The sequence below is a fragment of the Arthrobacter sp. 01T428 genome (assembly GCF_056398685.1).
The window spans coordinates 265,582-282,653 of record NZ_JBFTPW010000003.1; the positions used below are offsets into that span (position 1 = coordinate 265,582).

At 61.5% G+C, this 17,072-nt stretch carries 8 protein-coding genes; 2 read left to right on the forward strand and 6 right to left on the reverse strand.

Annotated features, from left to right (window positions below; all coding sequences use genetic code 11):
• Positions 1–182: 182 nt before the first annotated feature.
• A complete protein-coding gene (locus tag AC1DJB_RS06570) occupies positions 183–1,316 on the forward strand; it encodes a DNA methyltransferase (protein WP_476910050.1) in 1,134 nt (377 codons plus the stop codon).
• Between the two features lie 79 nt (positions 1,317–1,395).
• Here the strand turns inward: AC1DJB_RS06570 and AC1DJB_RS06575 are convergent, their stop codons facing one another.
• The 3 genes from AC1DJB_RS06575 to AC1DJB_RS06585 form a co-directional block, all read right to left on the reverse strand.
• Positions 1,396–1,971: a recombinase family protein gene (locus AC1DJB_RS06575; RefSeq protein ID WP_476910051.1), complete on the reverse strand. Its 576-nt coding sequence runs from the start codon at positions 1,969–1,971 to the stop codon at positions 1,396–1,398.
• A gap of 146 nt (positions 1,972–2,117) precedes the next feature.
• Positions 2,118–2,573, reverse strand: coding sequence for a hypothetical protein (locus AC1DJB_RS06580; protein ID WP_476910052.1), 456 nt, complete (start codon positions 2,571–2,573; stop codon positions 2,118–2,120).
• A gap of 321 nt (positions 2,574–2,894) precedes the next feature.
• A complete protein-coding gene (locus AC1DJB_RS06585; RefSeq protein WP_476910053.1) occupies positions 2,895–6,029 on the reverse strand; it encodes a toprim domain-containing protein in 3,135 nt (1,044 codons plus the stop codon).
• A gap of 1,472 nt (positions 6,030–7,501) precedes the next feature.
• Here AC1DJB_RS06585 and AC1DJB_RS06590 point away from each other — a divergent pair.
• The gene (locus AC1DJB_RS06590; RefSeq protein WP_476910054.1) at positions 7,502–8,911 is read left to right on the forward strand and encodes a hypothetical protein; all 1,410 of its coding nucleotides are present in this window, start codon (positions 7,502–7,504) and stop codon (positions 8,909–8,911) included.
• A 49-nt stretch (positions 8,912–8,960) separates the two neighbouring features.
• On the opposite strand, the gene AC1DJB_RS06595 is transcribed toward AC1DJB_RS06590, so the two are convergent.
• Genes AC1DJB_RS06595 through AC1DJB_RS06605 form a run of 3 tightly spaced genes read right to left on the reverse strand, consistent with a single transcriptional unit; the run spans position 8,961 to position 17,025 of the window.
• Positions 8,961–10,220 (reverse strand): McrC family protein, encoded by a 1,260-nt coding sequence (locus AC1DJB_RS06595; RefSeq protein WP_476910055.1) that lies wholly within the window; start codon positions 10,218–10,220, stop codon positions 8,961–8,963.
• Positions 10,220–13,237 carry an McrB family protein gene (locus AC1DJB_RS06600; RefSeq protein WP_476910056.1) on the reverse strand — a complete coding sequence of 1,006 codons (3,018 nt, stop codon included), beginning with the start codon at positions 13,235–13,237 and terminating at the stop codon, positions 10,220–10,222. The genes AC1DJB_RS06595 and AC1DJB_RS06600 overlap by 1 nt, the downstream gene beginning before the upstream one ends.
• A complete protein-coding gene (locus tag AC1DJB_RS06605) occupies positions 13,234–17,025 on the reverse strand; it encodes an Eco57I restriction-modification methylase domain-containing protein (RefSeq protein WP_476910057.1) in 3,792 nt (1,263 codons plus the stop codon). The genes AC1DJB_RS06600 and AC1DJB_RS06605 overlap by 4 nt, the downstream gene beginning before the upstream one ends.
• Between the last annotated feature and the right edge of the window lie 47 nt (positions 17,026–17,072).

A 17,072-nucleotide genomic window follows, 5' to 3' on the forward strand; every position in this document is an offset into this window, starting at 1 on the left:
TGGCTGGTTGAGAGCCGGAGACCGCGTCCCCGGTTGGATGGCCCTTCCGGGGATGTCCTTCATGTGTGCGGCGTCCCGGCGAAACCTCACCGGTTGCTAGGCAACCGACTCAGAATTCCCGAACTACCTGCTATGTGTGCGGACTGTCGGCAAACTCTCCCCGCATGAGCCAGAATTGAGCAGTGAGCCACGCGGGGACTAATTCAATCCATATAGGGGACGCTCGGAGGGTTTTGCCCGAACTCATCGCCGACGGGCACGGGAACTCCGTAAAGCTTTGCTATCTAGACCCCCCGTTCAACACAGGCGGAGCAACCGCAACAAGGGGCCACTACCGCGACCACAGGACCTCCGGCGCTTGGGCAGAAATGATGCACGAGGTCATGCACAGCGTACGAACCCTGCTGCGCGACGACGGGTCGGTATGGCTTCACCTGGACGCCAACGAGCTGAGCAGCGGACTCCAGATCTGCGAGGCGGTTTTCGGCGCCCGGAATTCGGTCACGATCATCACTTGGGAAAGGACTCGGCGACCGGCGTTCCTCCACGGACAAATCTCGTCAGTCACGGACTACATCGTTGTTTTCGGAAAGGACCGAAGGAGACTGGCCCCGTTCACCGAAGGTGTCACCGAGCCAGGCAAAAGGATCCCCCTTGCGCACAGAGGAAACCCGGTCGCTCAGCTGGCCTTTCCACCGGGCACAGTGAGATTTAACTGTGCGGACAAAACATATGTTGCGGGGGACCATTCCTCTCCCGGCATTGACGCCCGACTGCTGGAAGACGTCACCATAGGTGGCGGCCGCAATGAGACTTGGCTTCGGATGAACCTGCCCTCACGGTATTCGGCAGCCAAGCTAGCCGAGCTGATTGCTGAGGGTTCAGATTTCCTCGTACCGAAAGTGCCGTTTCGTCCCAGTCTCATCGCAGCTGGCGGGAAACCGAAGATGATCAGCAATCTATGGTCCTGGCAATTGGAACCGGTCGAGACCAACGAGGATGCTGCTAGACAGCAGGGCCTTCTGAATCCGACCCGCCCCTTCAAATCGGCCAAGCCTGAAGGGTTAATCGGGCGCATCGTGTCAGTGGCCTCCAATCCAGGCGACATCGTCCTGGATTGTTTCGCCGGGTCGGGCACGACAGCCGCGGTCGCTGACAAACTTGGACGAAGGTGGATCGCGGTCGAAGAGCAACTGCAAACGGCTAATGACTATCTCAAGCCACGGTTGGCTCATGCCGTCATCCCCCGGTTGGGAGAGACGACAGAACCGAAGATCACCGGCCTGCTGCCGGACAGCCAGCCGCAGACGGTGTAGCTGGTCACCTCCTTCTCGCACGCCGACGGTCCCGCAAGTGGCCGCATCGGCCGGCCTCGGTGAAACCCCAGCTGTGGTCCTACCTTGCTGCCGCACGTTCGAGGGCCCGGTAAACCGTCCCGCGAGAAACGGAAAACAGATCCGCGAGTTCGCTAACGGTGTGATCGCCGACAGCGTGCAGGGCCACAAGATGCTCCTCCTGCTTAGGGTTAAGTTTCGGTTGTTTGCCTCGGAGCCTGCCCTTCGCTTTGGCTAACTGCATGCCCTGTCGCGTCCGGGACCGGATCAAATCCGACTCGAACTCCGCGACCATGGCAAGAGCGTTGTAGAGCAGGCGCGCCGTAGGATCCTTTGGGTCGTGGACCGAGGTTCCCAGCTGGAGACTCACGCCCATGCTTGTTAACTCCTCGACGATGTCGCGGGCGTCGGGCAAGGATCGCGCCAGCCTGTCCAATTTCGTCACGACAAGCACGTCAAATTCGCGGACTGCGGCCATAGCTTCTCGAAGACCTGGGCGGTCCCGGTTGGTTCCGGTCAGCCCGTGGTCAAAATATATGCGCGTGGCGCCAAGCTCGCGCAACTGTTGGCGTTGGGCCGCGAGGTCCTGCTGTGCCGTACTGCATCTGGCGTATCCAATCTGCATCTTCTTCTCCATCGTGTTCGTTTAGCCCCCGTTCTCCGGACAGTTCACCGGACGGGTCTTACGAACGCACTTAGTAGGGTCTTGCCTGAATTGGAGTGGTGTACCGGTAGCCGATCCCCTAACGGACGCCTGGTAGGGGCCCAGACCGGGTACACCTCTCACTCCACCGCGGCGAGGTTGATCAACATCTGTGCCCTCCACGCGGGTTCGGTCAGGAGGAATGCATGGGCGACAAAATCGACTTCAAACTCCCCGGAGAAGGAGAGCTCCTCCAGGGCCTCCCCGTACTCGAGCAGCCTGTCCTTGGGGTTGTCCTCCTCCGGATAGACCGCCGCACAGAACTGGGACATCCATTCCTTCGCTGCTGCCAACGTTTGGACTCGGGGGACGACTTCCGCGAATGAGTAACCATTGTCGCGGTCCGCCAGAATGGTGTCTTGGTGGTCTGCGACCCAACCGGCTGAGTATGGAACAGCGTCCTTGAGGTGGAGGGCTACGGCACCGAGGAACAGCACGTCCTCGAGCATGTCTTCGATGACGCCGTAAGGCGAGCTACTGATCCCGTCGCTGGCCCTTTGGATGGCCCCCGGATGATAGCGGTAGTGCTCGTACATGTACTTCTCCTCTGAGCGGCTGATTGTGTACCCCTCATGTGTGCGGAGCGCAAAAGAAGTCTCACCACTCCCGGCGACTGGAATGACCCAAACGAAACACAGGTGGCGGTGCGCCGTCTGGAAACACCCCTGGGAGTGTGGGGAAGATTGCGCCCTGTAACAGCGGCCGCACCGCGGCAGGACGGCTGAGGTGAGGTCCGGTCGATTGCCGAGAGTCGTAGGGCGGTCATCCTGCGAACAAGAGCGAGTGCGCATCGTGCTGCTTGGGGCCCGCGGTTGCGGGCCCCAAGCGTGAAGCGTGTTACTTGTCGTTCCTGGACGTCATCGATCTGACTCTTCTGGACGCTGGCCATCGTTGAGGAGGACGGCCACCTCGATAGGGACACCGGAGATCTTGTTGTGTCGGTGTGTGGACTTGGGCTTGCCGCCCGACTCACCGTTCCTCGTGATGAATTGCGGCGTGAGTTTTTCTTCCCACGCTGCCCGCCATCCGACAGTCGGCTTCTGGCCGAAGGGGACAAGGTCCTTGTGGGCGTTCTGTGCGGCGTTGAAGGCAGTGTCCACCGCGAAGAGGACGACTTTGTGCGGTTGGCGGTTTTTGTCCATGAGGGTCACGACGGTGCCGATGTTCTTCCCGGAAGCACGGAGGGCTCCGTCGTGACCTCCGGCCGCCCAGCCGAGCCTGCTGTTGACCATTGCTTCGGACTCCCCCGTCCCCTCGATCGGAGGCCGGGATGGGTCATCGCCCGAGATAACGTGGGCTCCACCGGACGCGAGGAGCTGGGCCAGTGCCCTGACAAGAGAAATGCCTGGCGCTGACTGCTGGTTCTCGGCGTGGGCGTTGGTAACCAGCTGGATGACCGACATGGACATGTCCCCGTCCACGGCGAACTGTTCGACGAAGTCATCGTCCATGTCCAGTTCCCGCGCAAGGTTTTCGAGGATAAAGAACGTCAGCAGCACGTCGGCGGCCAGAGTCGAGATCCGTTCCTTATTTCCGGAGGCAGCCCCCATCTCCGCCATCAGGTCCTTGATCTGGCCCTTCAGCTGTGTGCGGGCGCGTTCCAGGTTTTTGGCGTAGTAGGCCCAGCCCCCCGGGCACTTCGTGGCGGCGTAGCGGATGTACTTGATCAGCTGGAAGGTGAACCGGGCGGGTGTGCCGCGTTCGAGTGCGAGATCGTTCAGGGCGTCGGTAGGTGCACTGTCCGGGTGCAGTTTGCCTTTGCCCATGTAGATCGGGATGATCCGCTCCCTGACAGAGGGAGTGCTCAGTTCGTTCTCACCCGTCATGATCAGCTGCGTCATCGGCTTGTTCGACTTCTTTGCCGTCATGTCCGAGTTCATGCGCAGCTTCGTGGCGTTGTTGAAGATGGCGCGGGTGATGTCGCCGAGCTTGGCGTCCTCCTGTTCCGCCTGGCGGCGGACAGGGGACGGAGCCAGGTCATCGATGACCCAGATAGGGGTGCGAGCAACGGCGTTCTCCATGGCTGCCACCGTGTCCTTGGCCGAACCGGGCAACTCCTCGTGCCAGTCGCCGCGGTGGCGGGCCCAGAAGTGCATCATGTTTTCAGCCAGAAATCCTTTGCCCTTGCCTTTGGGCCCATAGATATAGACGGTCGCCTTTGGGCGGAGGGGGATGGTGGGCCGCAAGGGGACGACCACGGCGAGGGTGGCAGTGGACAGGTCGGTCCAAGCCCCGGAGTGGACGTAGGTGTTCATGATGGTCCGGAAATTCCTCCGGGTCTCCTCACGGAATTCGTCGTCGTCGAAGTCACCAGTCTCGTTCTCGCCGACACCGTACTTCTGGACAACGTCGATCTCGCGGGCGCTGACACCAGGCAGCACGTTGGCGGTCGATTCCGCGCCGCCGACGATTTGGTCCCCGACGACGAATACGGGGTCACCGTCCTGAACTGGGACCCAGCCCATCTGCATCCAGCGTGTCTTCAACGCAATCTCTTCAGGCCGGTTCGACTTGATGGCCGAGAGCCAGCTCTTGCCTTCAGGCCCCGAGGGAGGCCATTCCGGGTGGAGCAGCAGCTGTGGCGGGATCGAGGCTTTCTTCCGGTCCCATTCTTCGGGCTTGTAGCCGAGGATGGATTCGGGGCCGGTGATGGTGGCGGTATGGTCACGACCGTTGAGGTGCCAGGAGACCTCGATCTCGACCTGCGCGTCGTCGATGTCCTCGTTCTTGACGTTCGGGTTGAAGATGCCGGTCTTCAACTCCTGGTCGGTCGGCTGGCGACAGGCTGTCAGCGCCACGACGCGGCCACCGATATTGGTGCGCCTCTCCCACCGGTACTCGCGGATGGTGCCGGCGCCGCCTTTAACGGCAACACACTCTTCCATGAACTGGCCGGTTGATCCAACACGCCAATTGCCGGGCTTGTCCTCGACGTTCCTTGCCGGGGCGTCCGGCATGACGTCGTCGAGCTGGTTGATCAGAGCAGCCCAGTTTCCGTGCTTGGCCAGGAAGTCGTCCACGCCGGCCTTCGCCATCGCCCCGTTGTCTTCGGCGGTGACCTCCGGATTCAGGTACAGGACCTCGGACATCTTGGACTTGTCCAGCAGCTGGGTGGAAAGCTTGTTCGCAGCGGCGTGCACAGCAGGGTTGACGGCGATGTCCGCGTCGAAAGCGATCCAGCCAATTCGCTCCTTCAACTGGATTTCGCGCCAGTCGACGGCGTTGCCGGAGGCGTTGTAGACCCCGCCGATGGAGACGATCAGGATGCGCTCCTCCTGCGGGATACGCTCAAGGAGGTCACGCAGCTTGGCCACCGGGTTTTCGACACCTTCTGAGCGCAGCTCAGAGTAGCTGATGCCGTTGTGAACCAGGTACGCGGACAGAGCCGAGTCGCCCTTGAGCATGCCTTCGGCGAACATGACCACCGGAGTCGTGTCGATCCAGTCCGTCGGGATGGCCGGGTGCACGTCCAAGGGTGTGCCGATGTTGGCGACGAACTCGTATTTCAGCGGCTTGCCGGCCTCATTGTTCTCCGGGAACTCGGGGCGGACCTGGTAGGTGTGCGGGACCGGTTCTTGCCCCTCACGCGCCGCTTTCGCGCTTCCGGCCAACGAGTACCACGGCATGAGCATGCCGTCCTTGCCCGGGGCCGAGAGGGACCGTTTGAAACGCTTACCCTGGCCGGAGTTGCCGACGACCTGCATCTTGCGGGCCATCTGGACGTAGTTGGTCTTGTCGATCCGGGCGTAGCCGCGGGCCGCTGCCACCAGCGGGGCGACGCCGGAGTCGGCCAGCTTGTGGGCGCCGGAGCCGGTAATGCTGGCGGCGTAGTCGGCCGGCTTCCATTGCGGGAGGCCTGCCTCCACCTGCATGGTGTCTTCCGTTCTGTTCGTTCTTCTACGATCCTCCACGGCGACGGATTCAGGCATGGCCGCTACCGCCTGCTCCGTGCCGAAGGGACCCTGGTCAATGCGTATCTTGATTTGCTCCACGGCTTCCCTATGCGTCAACTCCGCTGACGGCCAACAAACGCCGTCCTGTGACGGGTCACAGCCGCCGACCGGGCCAACGACGGGCAGCAGCCGGCCGCGGTGTCCAGCAATTCGGTCCTCACTTACACCGCAAAAATCAGCACTTGCTTGTCTGGCCAGACAGCCGCCTCCCTACACCGCCCCCTAAACCTTTCCGACCGGGGTTGGACCAGTGTGTCTAAGGCTGGAACCCGCAGACGCAGAGGGCAAAAGAGCCTCCCCCTCTCCCTCTTTAGACCTTTAGACCAGTTAAAGAAATAGAGAATAGGCCGCTGACGCTTTCTTACATCCGGCCCAAAACAGAGAAAGAACAACCTCCAGCCCTACTGCTCTCCAAGAAAACGGTCTAACGGTCTAAAGCAGAAGCGATCCCGCCCCGAACGAGACTCTGGACCGCGCCTGCACTGCGATGTCGGTTTCGACTGAGAGGTCGAAGGCACCGACAGCAAAGCCGCCCCAAGTCGAAACTGGCGCGGGAGCCTCCGCTGCCTTCTTCACGCTGAGAACATGGGAAACACACGCGTGATGTTCAACCCGCGGCTTGTCAGCCCGCACGGCGGCGGGATCAGCCGCGTCGACCCCTCGGCCACGACCAGCCAGACGGTCGTGCGTCGACATGGCGGCGGCATTGGCGTCGTCAGGATCCCACTACCATCAGCACACTCGCACACGGTAGCCGATAATCGTCGGCCCCTGCGGGCGGCGATAGCCGACAAGCGCAGACCCTGGACGGCTGTCCAGTGCGTGCGATATAGAAAGAGGCTCGACTCTGACGAGTCTCGCCTGTGATCTCTGTCCGTTGCCAGGTCGACAACCAACCCAACTGCCTCCCCCCACGAATACCAGTCTCCTGACATTCCTACGTAACCAACCCCGTGCCGGACGGCGCTGCCGCGGCCGTCCCAGAAGTACCAGCGGATTCTCGGTGCCTCGCCCGCTTCGAGACCTCCGTCACCGGGCGACTGTCCGTTCAGGCGCCTCACAACGCCGCCGCCCGGTGCGCCGACCACCGCAAGCCGCCAACTCATACCCCAGCGATCTCATTCCGCGTCGTCGGTTAGTGGCGAAACAACGCTCTACTGCGGCCGTCCTGCCATGCAGCACCCGAAAGTTAGGGAAACGGCAGCCTCATTCTGGGCCTCGTTTGGGGGGATTTGCGGCATTTTGCAGCCGCACTTCTGGCAAAATCAGAGCCGCAAATTGGTGAAGTTTCCTGGTGGGCAGCCATTGTCCCTGCGTCTACGCATGTTCCTTGGTATGAGCAAGCTATCGCGGCCCATGCCGCCATCACCGAAGAGATCCCCCCGGACGTTCCGCGGATCGCAAGTCCAAAAGACTCCTGCGTTTGCCGGCGTCGGCGTCGTTATGGAAAGAACAAGAAGAGGCGCCCAGAATGTTTCTCCGTCCGAGACCTCTTCCAGCAGGGCCGGCAGGTGTTCCCATTGAGCACTCAGCACCCGCGCCGGAAGACCCCCGAAAGCATCCACGCCGCGATGCTGCCCTCCGCCTGTACCCTTGACGGCGTCAGCACCGCCCAGCGCGTCGACCCCTACTGGGACGAACTCTGGGTGCCAGGCAGTCAGGCAAACTGGACTACGGCATACGCCGAGAGGTACTACCGTGACCATGGAGGCGCACCGGGCGTCCCGCCGCGCCTCCTCATGGAACAGGATGAATATCTCCGTCTGCTAACGACAAATCGTGGCCGGGTCGACCGCAATAACGCGTGGTCCGTTACGCATGCCTACCGCACCGTCACAGCAGAACAACTCGCCGCGTTTACGGGATGCCGGGCGTTTCTTGATTACCGGAGCGCCCCCCTGGCCGCTTCCTTTGCCAGCGACCTTACGGATTTCGGGTGGTTTCCCGTTCCCCGGCGATACGGCGGCATCAAACCAGGTAGGAACATCTTGTACCGGCCTGCGGCCACGGACGTCTTCAAACGCTTGATTGCGCCGACCCTAACCGGCCCAGAACTGCTGACCGTAACAGGTGGCCAGCCTTGGTCCTCCGGGGGACAGTACGACAGACACAACGTGTTGGCCTGTGAGCTAGCTCTCAGGGCTGCCGAGGTGCTGCCCATCGGGACCGTCCTGGGCGAAACGTTCGCCTCCGTAGACCTGCTTCTCGGCAGAGGGCTCGGCAAGACCGTGAAGAAGCCGGACAACCGCAGGGCGGACGGTGTGATCGTGCGCAGGGACGGCCTCCGCATCGCCTACGAGATCACAGCAACCGCGTCACGCGGTCTGGAAAGCAAGGTCCGCCGATGGGCCCAGGCTTTAGCGGCGCACCCGCTCGAAACGTCGGGGCTGGTCATAGTTTTTATCCCAGCCCCGCACCCCGACCGAAAAGACGGAAAGAACCCTCTCACAGCCATCCGCAATGCCGTTAGCGACGTCCTTCGTGACTTCCCCGGGACGGGAACAGACTCCCCCGCCGCACGCATCGGCGTCGCATCCTGGGCCGACTGGTTCCCTGCCCGCCACGAATTGAGCGAGCTCTTCTTCAGGCTCGAAGCGGATTTCGCCACCGGTGACGGAAAAGGTGCCGCGAAGTGGGCACCCCGCGGGCTCCTCGACGAACAAAAATTCGAACCGTGGAAGACCTTCGACGCCACCGCCGTCATCGACAATGCGCCGCTACTTGGTGCGACGCCGTACTGGCTCCGCGAATCGGGGAAGGACTACACAAAGCTTATCGGCAGCCCCATGGATCGCTCCGGTGAGCCAGTACCTCATCCGACACCCGCCAATCCAAAAACGGCGAAAGGACGGCAACTCGGGGCCGGAGTAGGCTCTGCGAAGGACACGCAACTCCCTCGTAGGCTCCGGATCATCGGATGACGAGCCGGCATGTTGCTCTGGGGAAACCGGCCGCGACGCCGGCAAGGATCTAGCTGGCGTCCCTTCCGGCAGCTGAGGACTCGTAGGCTCGCTCCGTGCGGCCACGGTGCCCCCATTCCCGGTAGGCCGCTTCAGCGAGCGCCTTCACCCGTGCCAACAATGCGGCGGGTGCCTGGGAAATATCAAGCGGGAACTCGACAATGGACACCGAACTGTTGGTGACCCGCCGCGTCCGAGCCTGGCCGGGCCCCGCATATATCAGCCATGCCGTCGGCACGGTCAAAGCCGTGCAATAGGCGAGCATTTGATAGTAGTCAGCATTGGGATACCCGTCAGCCACAGACGCTGCTTTGTACTTCGCATCGAACACCATCGCGGGAGCGCCGCGTACCGAATGAACGATGTCCACTGCCATGCGGATACGATTCCCCATCTGGCCAACTACAGCCTCATCCAGGAATGTCTCGTATTGCCCGCTGGTCTCGCCGGGATAACCGTCAAGCGCCTCGCGAAGCGAAGTTGTAACGAAGTCCTCGAACACCTTGGCCATGTTCACAACGAAAGAGGCGACGGAATGGCGTCCTAGGCCGGCCTCGGCCGACATGTTCCGAAGTATGATCTCCGCCAAGCGGAGGGCCGGAACATAGTGCTCGTTGAGACGCGATTCTGTCCAGGGAGGTAGCGTGGCTCCGAACCGTAGCTCCGAGACTCCGTCCAGCTTCGAATCCAAGTGGGCCAGCTTCCAGCCCACATCATGGGAAAGCCTCGGGACCTGCATCATCAAGCGTATGGCGGCCCGCAGGATACGATTCTCTGCAATGTCAACGGTGAAGTCGTCGTAGGCGACCTCCAAGGGCAGGAGCATCCCGGGGCGGCGGGTCATCTGGTCGCCCACACGGATCCGCCCTCGGACTGTCCGAAGGGCATCCTCAACGTGGACGTACCCACTGAGCGCACCGCGTTCCAGCGCCCGCAACCCCTGGCGGGCCAAGGATTCGCCAAGGGCGGCGAACAGGTCGGTGTCTTCGATGCCCGCAACGTCTTCCGGACGGAAGCCCGGGTTCGCGGCGTAGCCGAGAAGGAACAGCAGCCGGCTGAGACCGACCTTCTGTTTTGGCGTGACCTCGACTTGAAGGTTCCCCACCTGAACAGCCCCCACAGTTCCCGCGGGGAGCACCGTCCACAATCCACCGTGAGCAGGCAGTACCGTCACCAGCCCGGTGTCCCGGAGCGTCGCGGCGACTTCCGGATCCAGCTCAACTGCATCCGCCGAACTTTGCAGCTCGTCGAGGACGATGGACCTGAGCATCAGGAGGACGTGTCTTCCGAATCAGTCAACAACTGCTCGAGTTCCTCAGCGCCCTCACCATCCAGCACCTGCTCGATAGACACCAAAGAAAGATCCACCGGCCCGATCTCAGCGCCGGCTTTCCGCCTCATCGCCGTCAGCCCGAACTTCTCCCGGACCTGGTCCCGTTTCAATCGCCCAAAATACTGTTCCTCCAACAGCGGCAGTAACTCGTACTTCCAGATTTCCTCGAGCCCCTCATCGGTCTCAGCATGGGGCTTCATGAAATAAGACGGCCCAATCATCAGGTCGCGGTTCGTATCCTCAATCTCGTTATTTAAAGCGTTGAGGAGATCGGCTCGCAGTGAGGGTTTGCCGTTGGCCTCGAGGAAGCGTTCCAGCAGCCCCGAAATCATGCCTTCCTGCGGGTGCAACTCAATGAACGCAAATCTACGCCGAATGGCCGCGTCCACCATCGCTATGGATCTGTCGGAGGTGTTCATCGTGCCGATGATGAACAGGTTGGGCGGCAGAGCGAAGACCTTGTCCGGGTTGTACTGGAGATTGATGCCCTCGTTGCGATACTCCAGCAGGTAGTACAACTCGCCGAAGATCTTGGCGAGGTTGCCGCGGTTCATCTCATCGATGATCAGAAAATACGGCTTATCGCGGTTTCCCTCCGATGCCGCGTCGTCGGCGATACGCCGCAGCGGACCCGCTTCGAGGCTGAATGCCACGTTTCCGTCCTGGCTTTTCGCCGGCCGGTAGCCCTCGAAAAAGTCTTCGTAGGCGTAGGAAGGGTGGAACTGAACCGTCTTGACGTGGTCGGAGTGCTCCTCCCCCGCCAGAAACTTGGCGAGAGCCGTTCCCAGAAAGGTCTTGCCGGTTCCGGGAGGTCCATAAAATACGATCTGCTGCCGGGTCTGGAGGAGCCGGATCACCTCCTGCAAGTGCTTCTGGTCCACGTGCAGCTTTCGTGCCAGTTCAGGCGTGGCTTTCTTCAGGTGGGGCACGACGGCGATTTGCGGCACGGGTGCCACAACCTCCGTCTCGTTGTCGGGGTCAGCTTCCACACCGAACCAAGCCGTGATGATGGAAAGTGCTTCGGTAAGATCTACGACTGACCCTTGCTCGGCCAGCAGCCGCGGCAGGGGTGCGGGCATGTCTTCATTACTGATCGGCGTCTTCTGCCACGCGACAGCGCGTCGCAAGCGCGATGTCGCGTCCTCGACGTAGTGAGCCTCCCCGGTCACGACCCCCAGATAGAGACCATCTTCGAAGGCGGTGAGGACGAAGTCGTCCACTTTCATGATGCTGAGGAAGCGATGGTATTCCATGGCACGGAGTTTCCGCTCCGAATATTCGATGTGCTGGTAACCCTTATTGACGGCCGCCTGTACTTGGCCCAAGTTCGATCCTGGCGTGGGTGACCCAAGGTGTTGCGCGGGGGTGGACACGAACCCGTCCTCAAGCCACGGATGCAGCATGGCCGTCCCCGCCTGGCTCTGCCTTACCAGCCACGCCCGCTGTCCGGAGTCTTCCGCGCCCGCCCGCCACTGGCTCAGATAGGGCTCGCTGTACCATTCCACGAATTCATTCGAGCTCCCCTGTTGCACGAGCCGAATGGCATGGAGGTCCTTGGCAATGGCGGCCTCATCGTTATCGTTTCGACCAGTTGCACCGCCAATGACGCCTGCAAACGCATGCCAAATCTCTGTCCGGTGGTCCCGCTTTACGACCGGGGGCAAGTATCCCGGCCACGCGATGTAGTCCACGCTGTAACGGATCATGGGGCGGTCGTCGAGGACTGACTGGGTGATGTCACGAAACGCCCACGGATCCGAAAGTGCGGCTTCAATCAGGCTCATTGGTTGTGTCGCTACATGTTCGACGAGCCGGGACATCCATTTCATGTGTTCTGCAACCTGGATGTTGAATCCGACACCACCGTGGAACGCACCTTCGGCGCCCAGGCCCTCTTGAAGCATCGGAGGTAGCGGCATTTCGTCGTGTTCGATCCAAGAAAGGATCTTCTCGATCCTGGCGATCTTTGTTTGGGCGCCTACGTTCGAGAGAGGCAGTACCTGCAGGTACGCCAGTTCCGCCGCCAAGAGGACCACGCCACGGCTGGCACCTTGCAGCTGACGTTCGAACTTCGCCATAAAGGTTCCGGGGCCGACGTCAAGCTCGCTTCTTCTTGCCAGCTCGCGGGCGTTCTCAACCGTCCACGTTGGCGTTGCGCCGTCGATGGCGGACGGCGCGCTGCGGAATCCGCTCTCGAGGATCAGGCGCCCTGCGGCTTCGAGCTGGGGAGCTATCGTGGCAGCAGGCGTGCTGAGATCGACCTCGGCAGCCGCGGCCTTGTCTCCGCGCCATTTACGGAAGTTCACAACGTCCTGGGAGGCCCATTCGTCCGTCGGATCGGCGTTCATGACCGTCCACATGATGCCCTGGGCTTCCAAGCGGTCAAAGTTACCGAGGCCCGCAAGAGCCAGCTCCGATCGGAACTGATCCAGGACGTCCAAGAACGCGTCATAGCGTCCTTGCGGAGTCCGTACGGCGTCTTTGTAGTCAAAACCGATGATGTTCCAGAACAGTCGGACCGCTTCGGGACGGTACGGCGGGAACTCGGTCGGATCCACAGCCATAAGCAAGACAGAACCCACTCCGGTGGCGATGCCCTCGGAAAGTTCTCGAGAGTTCAACTCCTTAAGGCCGGCGACTAAGGCATCCAGCTTCCCTGTATCGGGTGCCCCAGCCCAAAACCTCGTCAAGGAGGTTTGCAGGCTCTGCGACGAAGCATCATCCAGCTTGTCCATGGCGCCAATGGTTCTGTAGTTGACGAGGTTCGTCGTCCGCAGGGCCCGAACAAAGTGTGGGTGCCATTCAGGATCCCCGGCCAGCAACTCGGTCCGCACGGCCGAGAGCTTTGCCGCCAGCTCTTTCTTGTAGTCATTCTCTTCCGCGTGAAGGTCGACAGTTTCGATAAATTTGCCGGCAAACTCTATGAAGGGAGTCCAGTTCAAATTCTGAGTCATGCGTAGATCTCCTTGGCGGGGTGGCGGGGTCCTCGGCCGGGCCGCGGGGTAAGCGTCGACTCAAAGGGGATGCCGGTCTTGATGGCTTGCTGCATGGCGTCGTAGGCCTCGAGAATGAGGCGTTTGGTACGGTACTCGCCAAATTGAGCCTCATCTTTGCGTTTCACGATCGGAAACTGCTCCAGGACGTACTCGGCCTCGTCTCGCTGCATTCCGAACAGGTACAGGAAGGCAGCGTCAATTTCTGCTCGCAACATTGCCCTACGGGTAGCGTCCCAAATGAACGGCTCCACAGGGCCATCCTGCGCGGGTTCAAGCTCGGGTGCGTCGCATGATGTGTACGTCAATTCATTTGCGCGGGTGATCAGCCACTGGGCCAGAGTCTCAGACGGGCACCAGATACAAGGTAGATCGAACGTTGACGGTGACGGCATAACAAACTGCTTAACGAGATAGAACAGCATGTTTAGGCCTGCCATTTTTTGCCGAACGACAAAATCAAATATGAAAGTATTGAAGGCGGCAAGTAGGAGTTCTTTTCGCGGAGCATCCAAGATGAACACGGAATCCCCCGCGCCCACCGGTGGTATTGGCGCTGCGTGGAAAGTCCTAGCATTCGTGGCACTCGATATTCTCAGAAAAGCCAAGTGCCACTGAACAGTGGGGATAGCGTTCCCAGTGGCTGCAACCCAGTACTTCGGTATTGCCACCCTGTCGGCCAACTGATGTTCACCTTCTGTTAGGTAGCGGGGCTGATTCTGGCGCTTGGCTGCCGTCAAACTGGTAACGACGTCGGCGGCTCGATGGTCGTACTGGCCGATCATCTTGGCCTCGTATAGCGGCAGCATCCTTTCTAACTTTTCGCCAACAGACCGCTCGAAGACATTGCCCTTAAGCGTCCATCCCTCCCCCTCCAGCTGCTCGTGGGTGTGGAAGAGGTGCGAGTCGTTGGACATGTGGAACATTGTCATGAACGAGACGCCCCAGGGGTTGCCGTTGATGAGGTCGTTCTCGTTGATGAGGACCGGAACGCGGCGGTAGATGCCCAAAGTGATTTCCGCGTCGCGGCGGGTGCGGAAAATGGGCAGGGTGCCCGTGTTGGGGTTTATGAGTTTGATCTCGTCCGGTGAAAGATCAAACTCGGACGTCGCAATGTCGGCTGGGTCATGCAGGAAGAACGCGAAGGACGCCACTTCTTCCTTCGCCAGCCGGCCGGCCACCGTCAGCAGGCAGAACTTGAAGCTTCTGTGCACGCCCTCGAACAAAGGCCGTGCGTTTTCGAAGTCGTACAGCGCCGCGATGGTGCTGGTGTCCACGAGATCCTTGAAAAAATACTGGGTGGTGGCGTCTGTGGCAATGCCCGTGGGAACAATGACGCCGGAGCGTCCGTGCGGCCCGGTCAGGCTCCGGAAAAGCTCAGCAAAGACGGCGTAAGTGTTGACGTCGCCACGACCGTTGAAGGGGTACCGGCCGGACGTGCGCATGCTCGCGCTTTGACCTTCCGCGTTGCGCTTGGCGGCCAAGAACTCGTCATGCAGGATGGGGTCGTCCTCCACGAGCCTCTTGATGAGCCGAGTCCGTGCAGCGGCGTTCGGTGCCTTCGCAATTTCCTCGTTGCGTGCCGCGAAGAACTCCTGTTCCTGTAGCTTGACCCGCTCCCATGGCGGGTTGCCGAGCATGCAGGAGAAACCACCAGGCCAGCCCTCGACTCCGACATCTTCGCCGGATTCAGGGTCGCCAAAGACTTCCGGGAATTCCAAGTGCCAGTGGAAAAAACGGTACTCATCAGCCAGTTTGTGAATCTCAGCCACCGTCTCGGCATATCCGGCTGCCGTGCCGGAGTCGCCCAACTGCCGGACGATGGATGAGGTGGGGGGTTCGGGTTCGCCGGCCTTGAGCGGCCACACGAAGGCTGCGCACCAGGCATCTGCGTGGAGCCTCTTCTGCTCCATAGCCGCGGAGTGGTCGAACGCGTCGTAGGCTTTGGCCCGGGAGCGTGCTTCCTCGGCGCTGGTCACTGGCTTGACCAGTTCGCGGCGTTGGCTGATCAGCTGCGCCAAGGCGGACGTCGTGCCACCAAAGCTAAAGGCGTCCTGTCCCAGCGAGCCAAAGAGCCTGTCCGCCTTCCGCGTATTCTCGGCTTTGTTCCGCTTTTTGGCCTCAGCCGCAAATTTCTTGTCGTCGCCTTCCAGAACGGTGAAAGCCCCCTCGGGTACGCCGCCCGCGAGCAGCGCAGGCGTTGTTCCCAACAGACTGTTGCCGATCTTGATCCGCGCGTCCAGGAAGCCGAGCGGTTTTCCGGGCTGCATGGCTTCCAACCACAGGGACACCTTTGCAAGTTCGGCGGCGAGGTCATTCATATCCACGCCGTAGATACAGCGTTCCACCACGTCGTGGAGTGCGCTCTGCACCTCGCCGGGGGTGGGCTCGTCCTCGCCGGCGCGCACCTCCGCCAGGCGCCGGGCAATCCGGCGGGCGGCGGCCACCAGAAAGCCGCCGGAGCCGGAGGCAGGGTCGCACACGGTCAGCGCGAGCAGGCGTGCCTCGGCGTCGTCCCGTCCGACTGCACCGTTTACGGCTTGGTCCAGCAGCGGGTCCAAGGCGGTGTCCAGGAGCGCGGACACCAGACTCGGCGGGGTGTAGTACGAGCCGGTAGTCTTGCGCTCGTTCCCGGCCAGATGCGCAAGTTCAAAGGACCGCGTCTCGGTGTCGACGCGGGGCACCAGTTCCAGCAATGATTCGTAAACGGAGCCCAGTTCCTCGGCCCCGAGATGTCGGTAATCCACGGGCTGCAGGCGGCCGGTCTTTCCAGCCACCCAGCCCAGGCCGCGGATGGCCTTGAGGAGATCCTGGTTTGCCAATTCTGCACCTAGCAAGAGGTCCCCATGCGGTTGCCCGGCTAGACGTACGGCGCGGGAATCGGGATCAAAGAGGCCGCCCAGTGCCGGCAGACCGACTACACCGAGGCCGTCGCCGCCGAGGGCGCCCAACACGAGTTTCTGGGTACGCCACAGGTCCGGGTGCGGGCCTCCGTCGCGGATGCGGGACATCTTCCGCAGCCTCTGCGTGGAGAAATAGGTCTCGTAGCGGTGGCGGGCCTCGTTGGTCGCAGCCGGATCGAGGAGAGCGCCGCGATCCTCCACCACGAACAGGAACAGCAGGCGGTAGGCAGTGCGAAGGAGTGCCTTGTGGAAGTCGCGATGGCTTAGATCCCCGGAATGCAGGGCATCCACGAGCCAGCGGTTGTCCGGGTGGCACAGAAAGCCCGAGCCCAGGAAGCCCAGAGCTTTCTCGACGCCGGCACCCAGCTTGTCGAGGGCACGAGCTCCGGCCTCGACGGATTCACCGCGCCAGAGTTCAAGCCAGCAGTCAGACGGGGGCGCTTCGGAGCCACCGCGTTTGTCCAGCCGGGACTGGTGGCAGAGTTGCCAGAACAGCTGGAACTCGGAATAGAGATCCGACTCGAAGATGGTCTCGAGATCGAATTCGATGTAGGCGGAGCCTGCCAGCGCGGTGGAGTCCCGCAGGAGACGGAGTCTGAGGCCGTTGCTGAGAATGGCCCAGAGGTAAGTGTCCTCACGGTTCAGGAATTCCTGCATCATCGCCTGGGGCGCGCGTCGGGCCGCACCTTCAACCTTCGGGGTGCGCTTGTCCAGGTCCACGCCAGGGCCGAGCAGGTGGATGGGCACGGACTCCCAACGGTGCGAGATGGGGTACGCATCGCCACCGATCGTCAGGCCGCCGGGGGTCGCCGGAACTTGCCCATAGCCGAGTTCGCGGAGTAGCACCAGAAGCCACTTCTGCCGGGCATCGCCGGTGCCGGCGCCTTGCCCCT

Excerpts from the sequence above, each read along its gene's own strand:
- AC1DJB_RS06580 (WP_476910052.1), bottom strand. The coding sequence starts at position 2,573 with ATGTACGAGCACTACCGCTATCATCCGGGGGCCATCCAAAGGGCCAGC.
- AC1DJB_RS06595 (WP_476910055.1), bottom strand. The coding sequence starts at position 10,220 with ATGCTCAGGTCCATCGTCCTCGACGAGCTGCAAAGTTCGGCGGATGCA.
- AC1DJB_RS06575 (WP_476910051.1), bottom strand. The coding sequence starts at position 1,971 with ATGGAGAAGAAGATGCAGATTGGATACGCCAGATGCAGTACGGCACAG.
- AC1DJB_RS06600 (WP_476910056.1), bottom strand. The coding sequence starts at position 13,237 with ATGACTCAGAATTTGAACTGGACTCCCTTCATAGAGTTTGCCGGCAAA.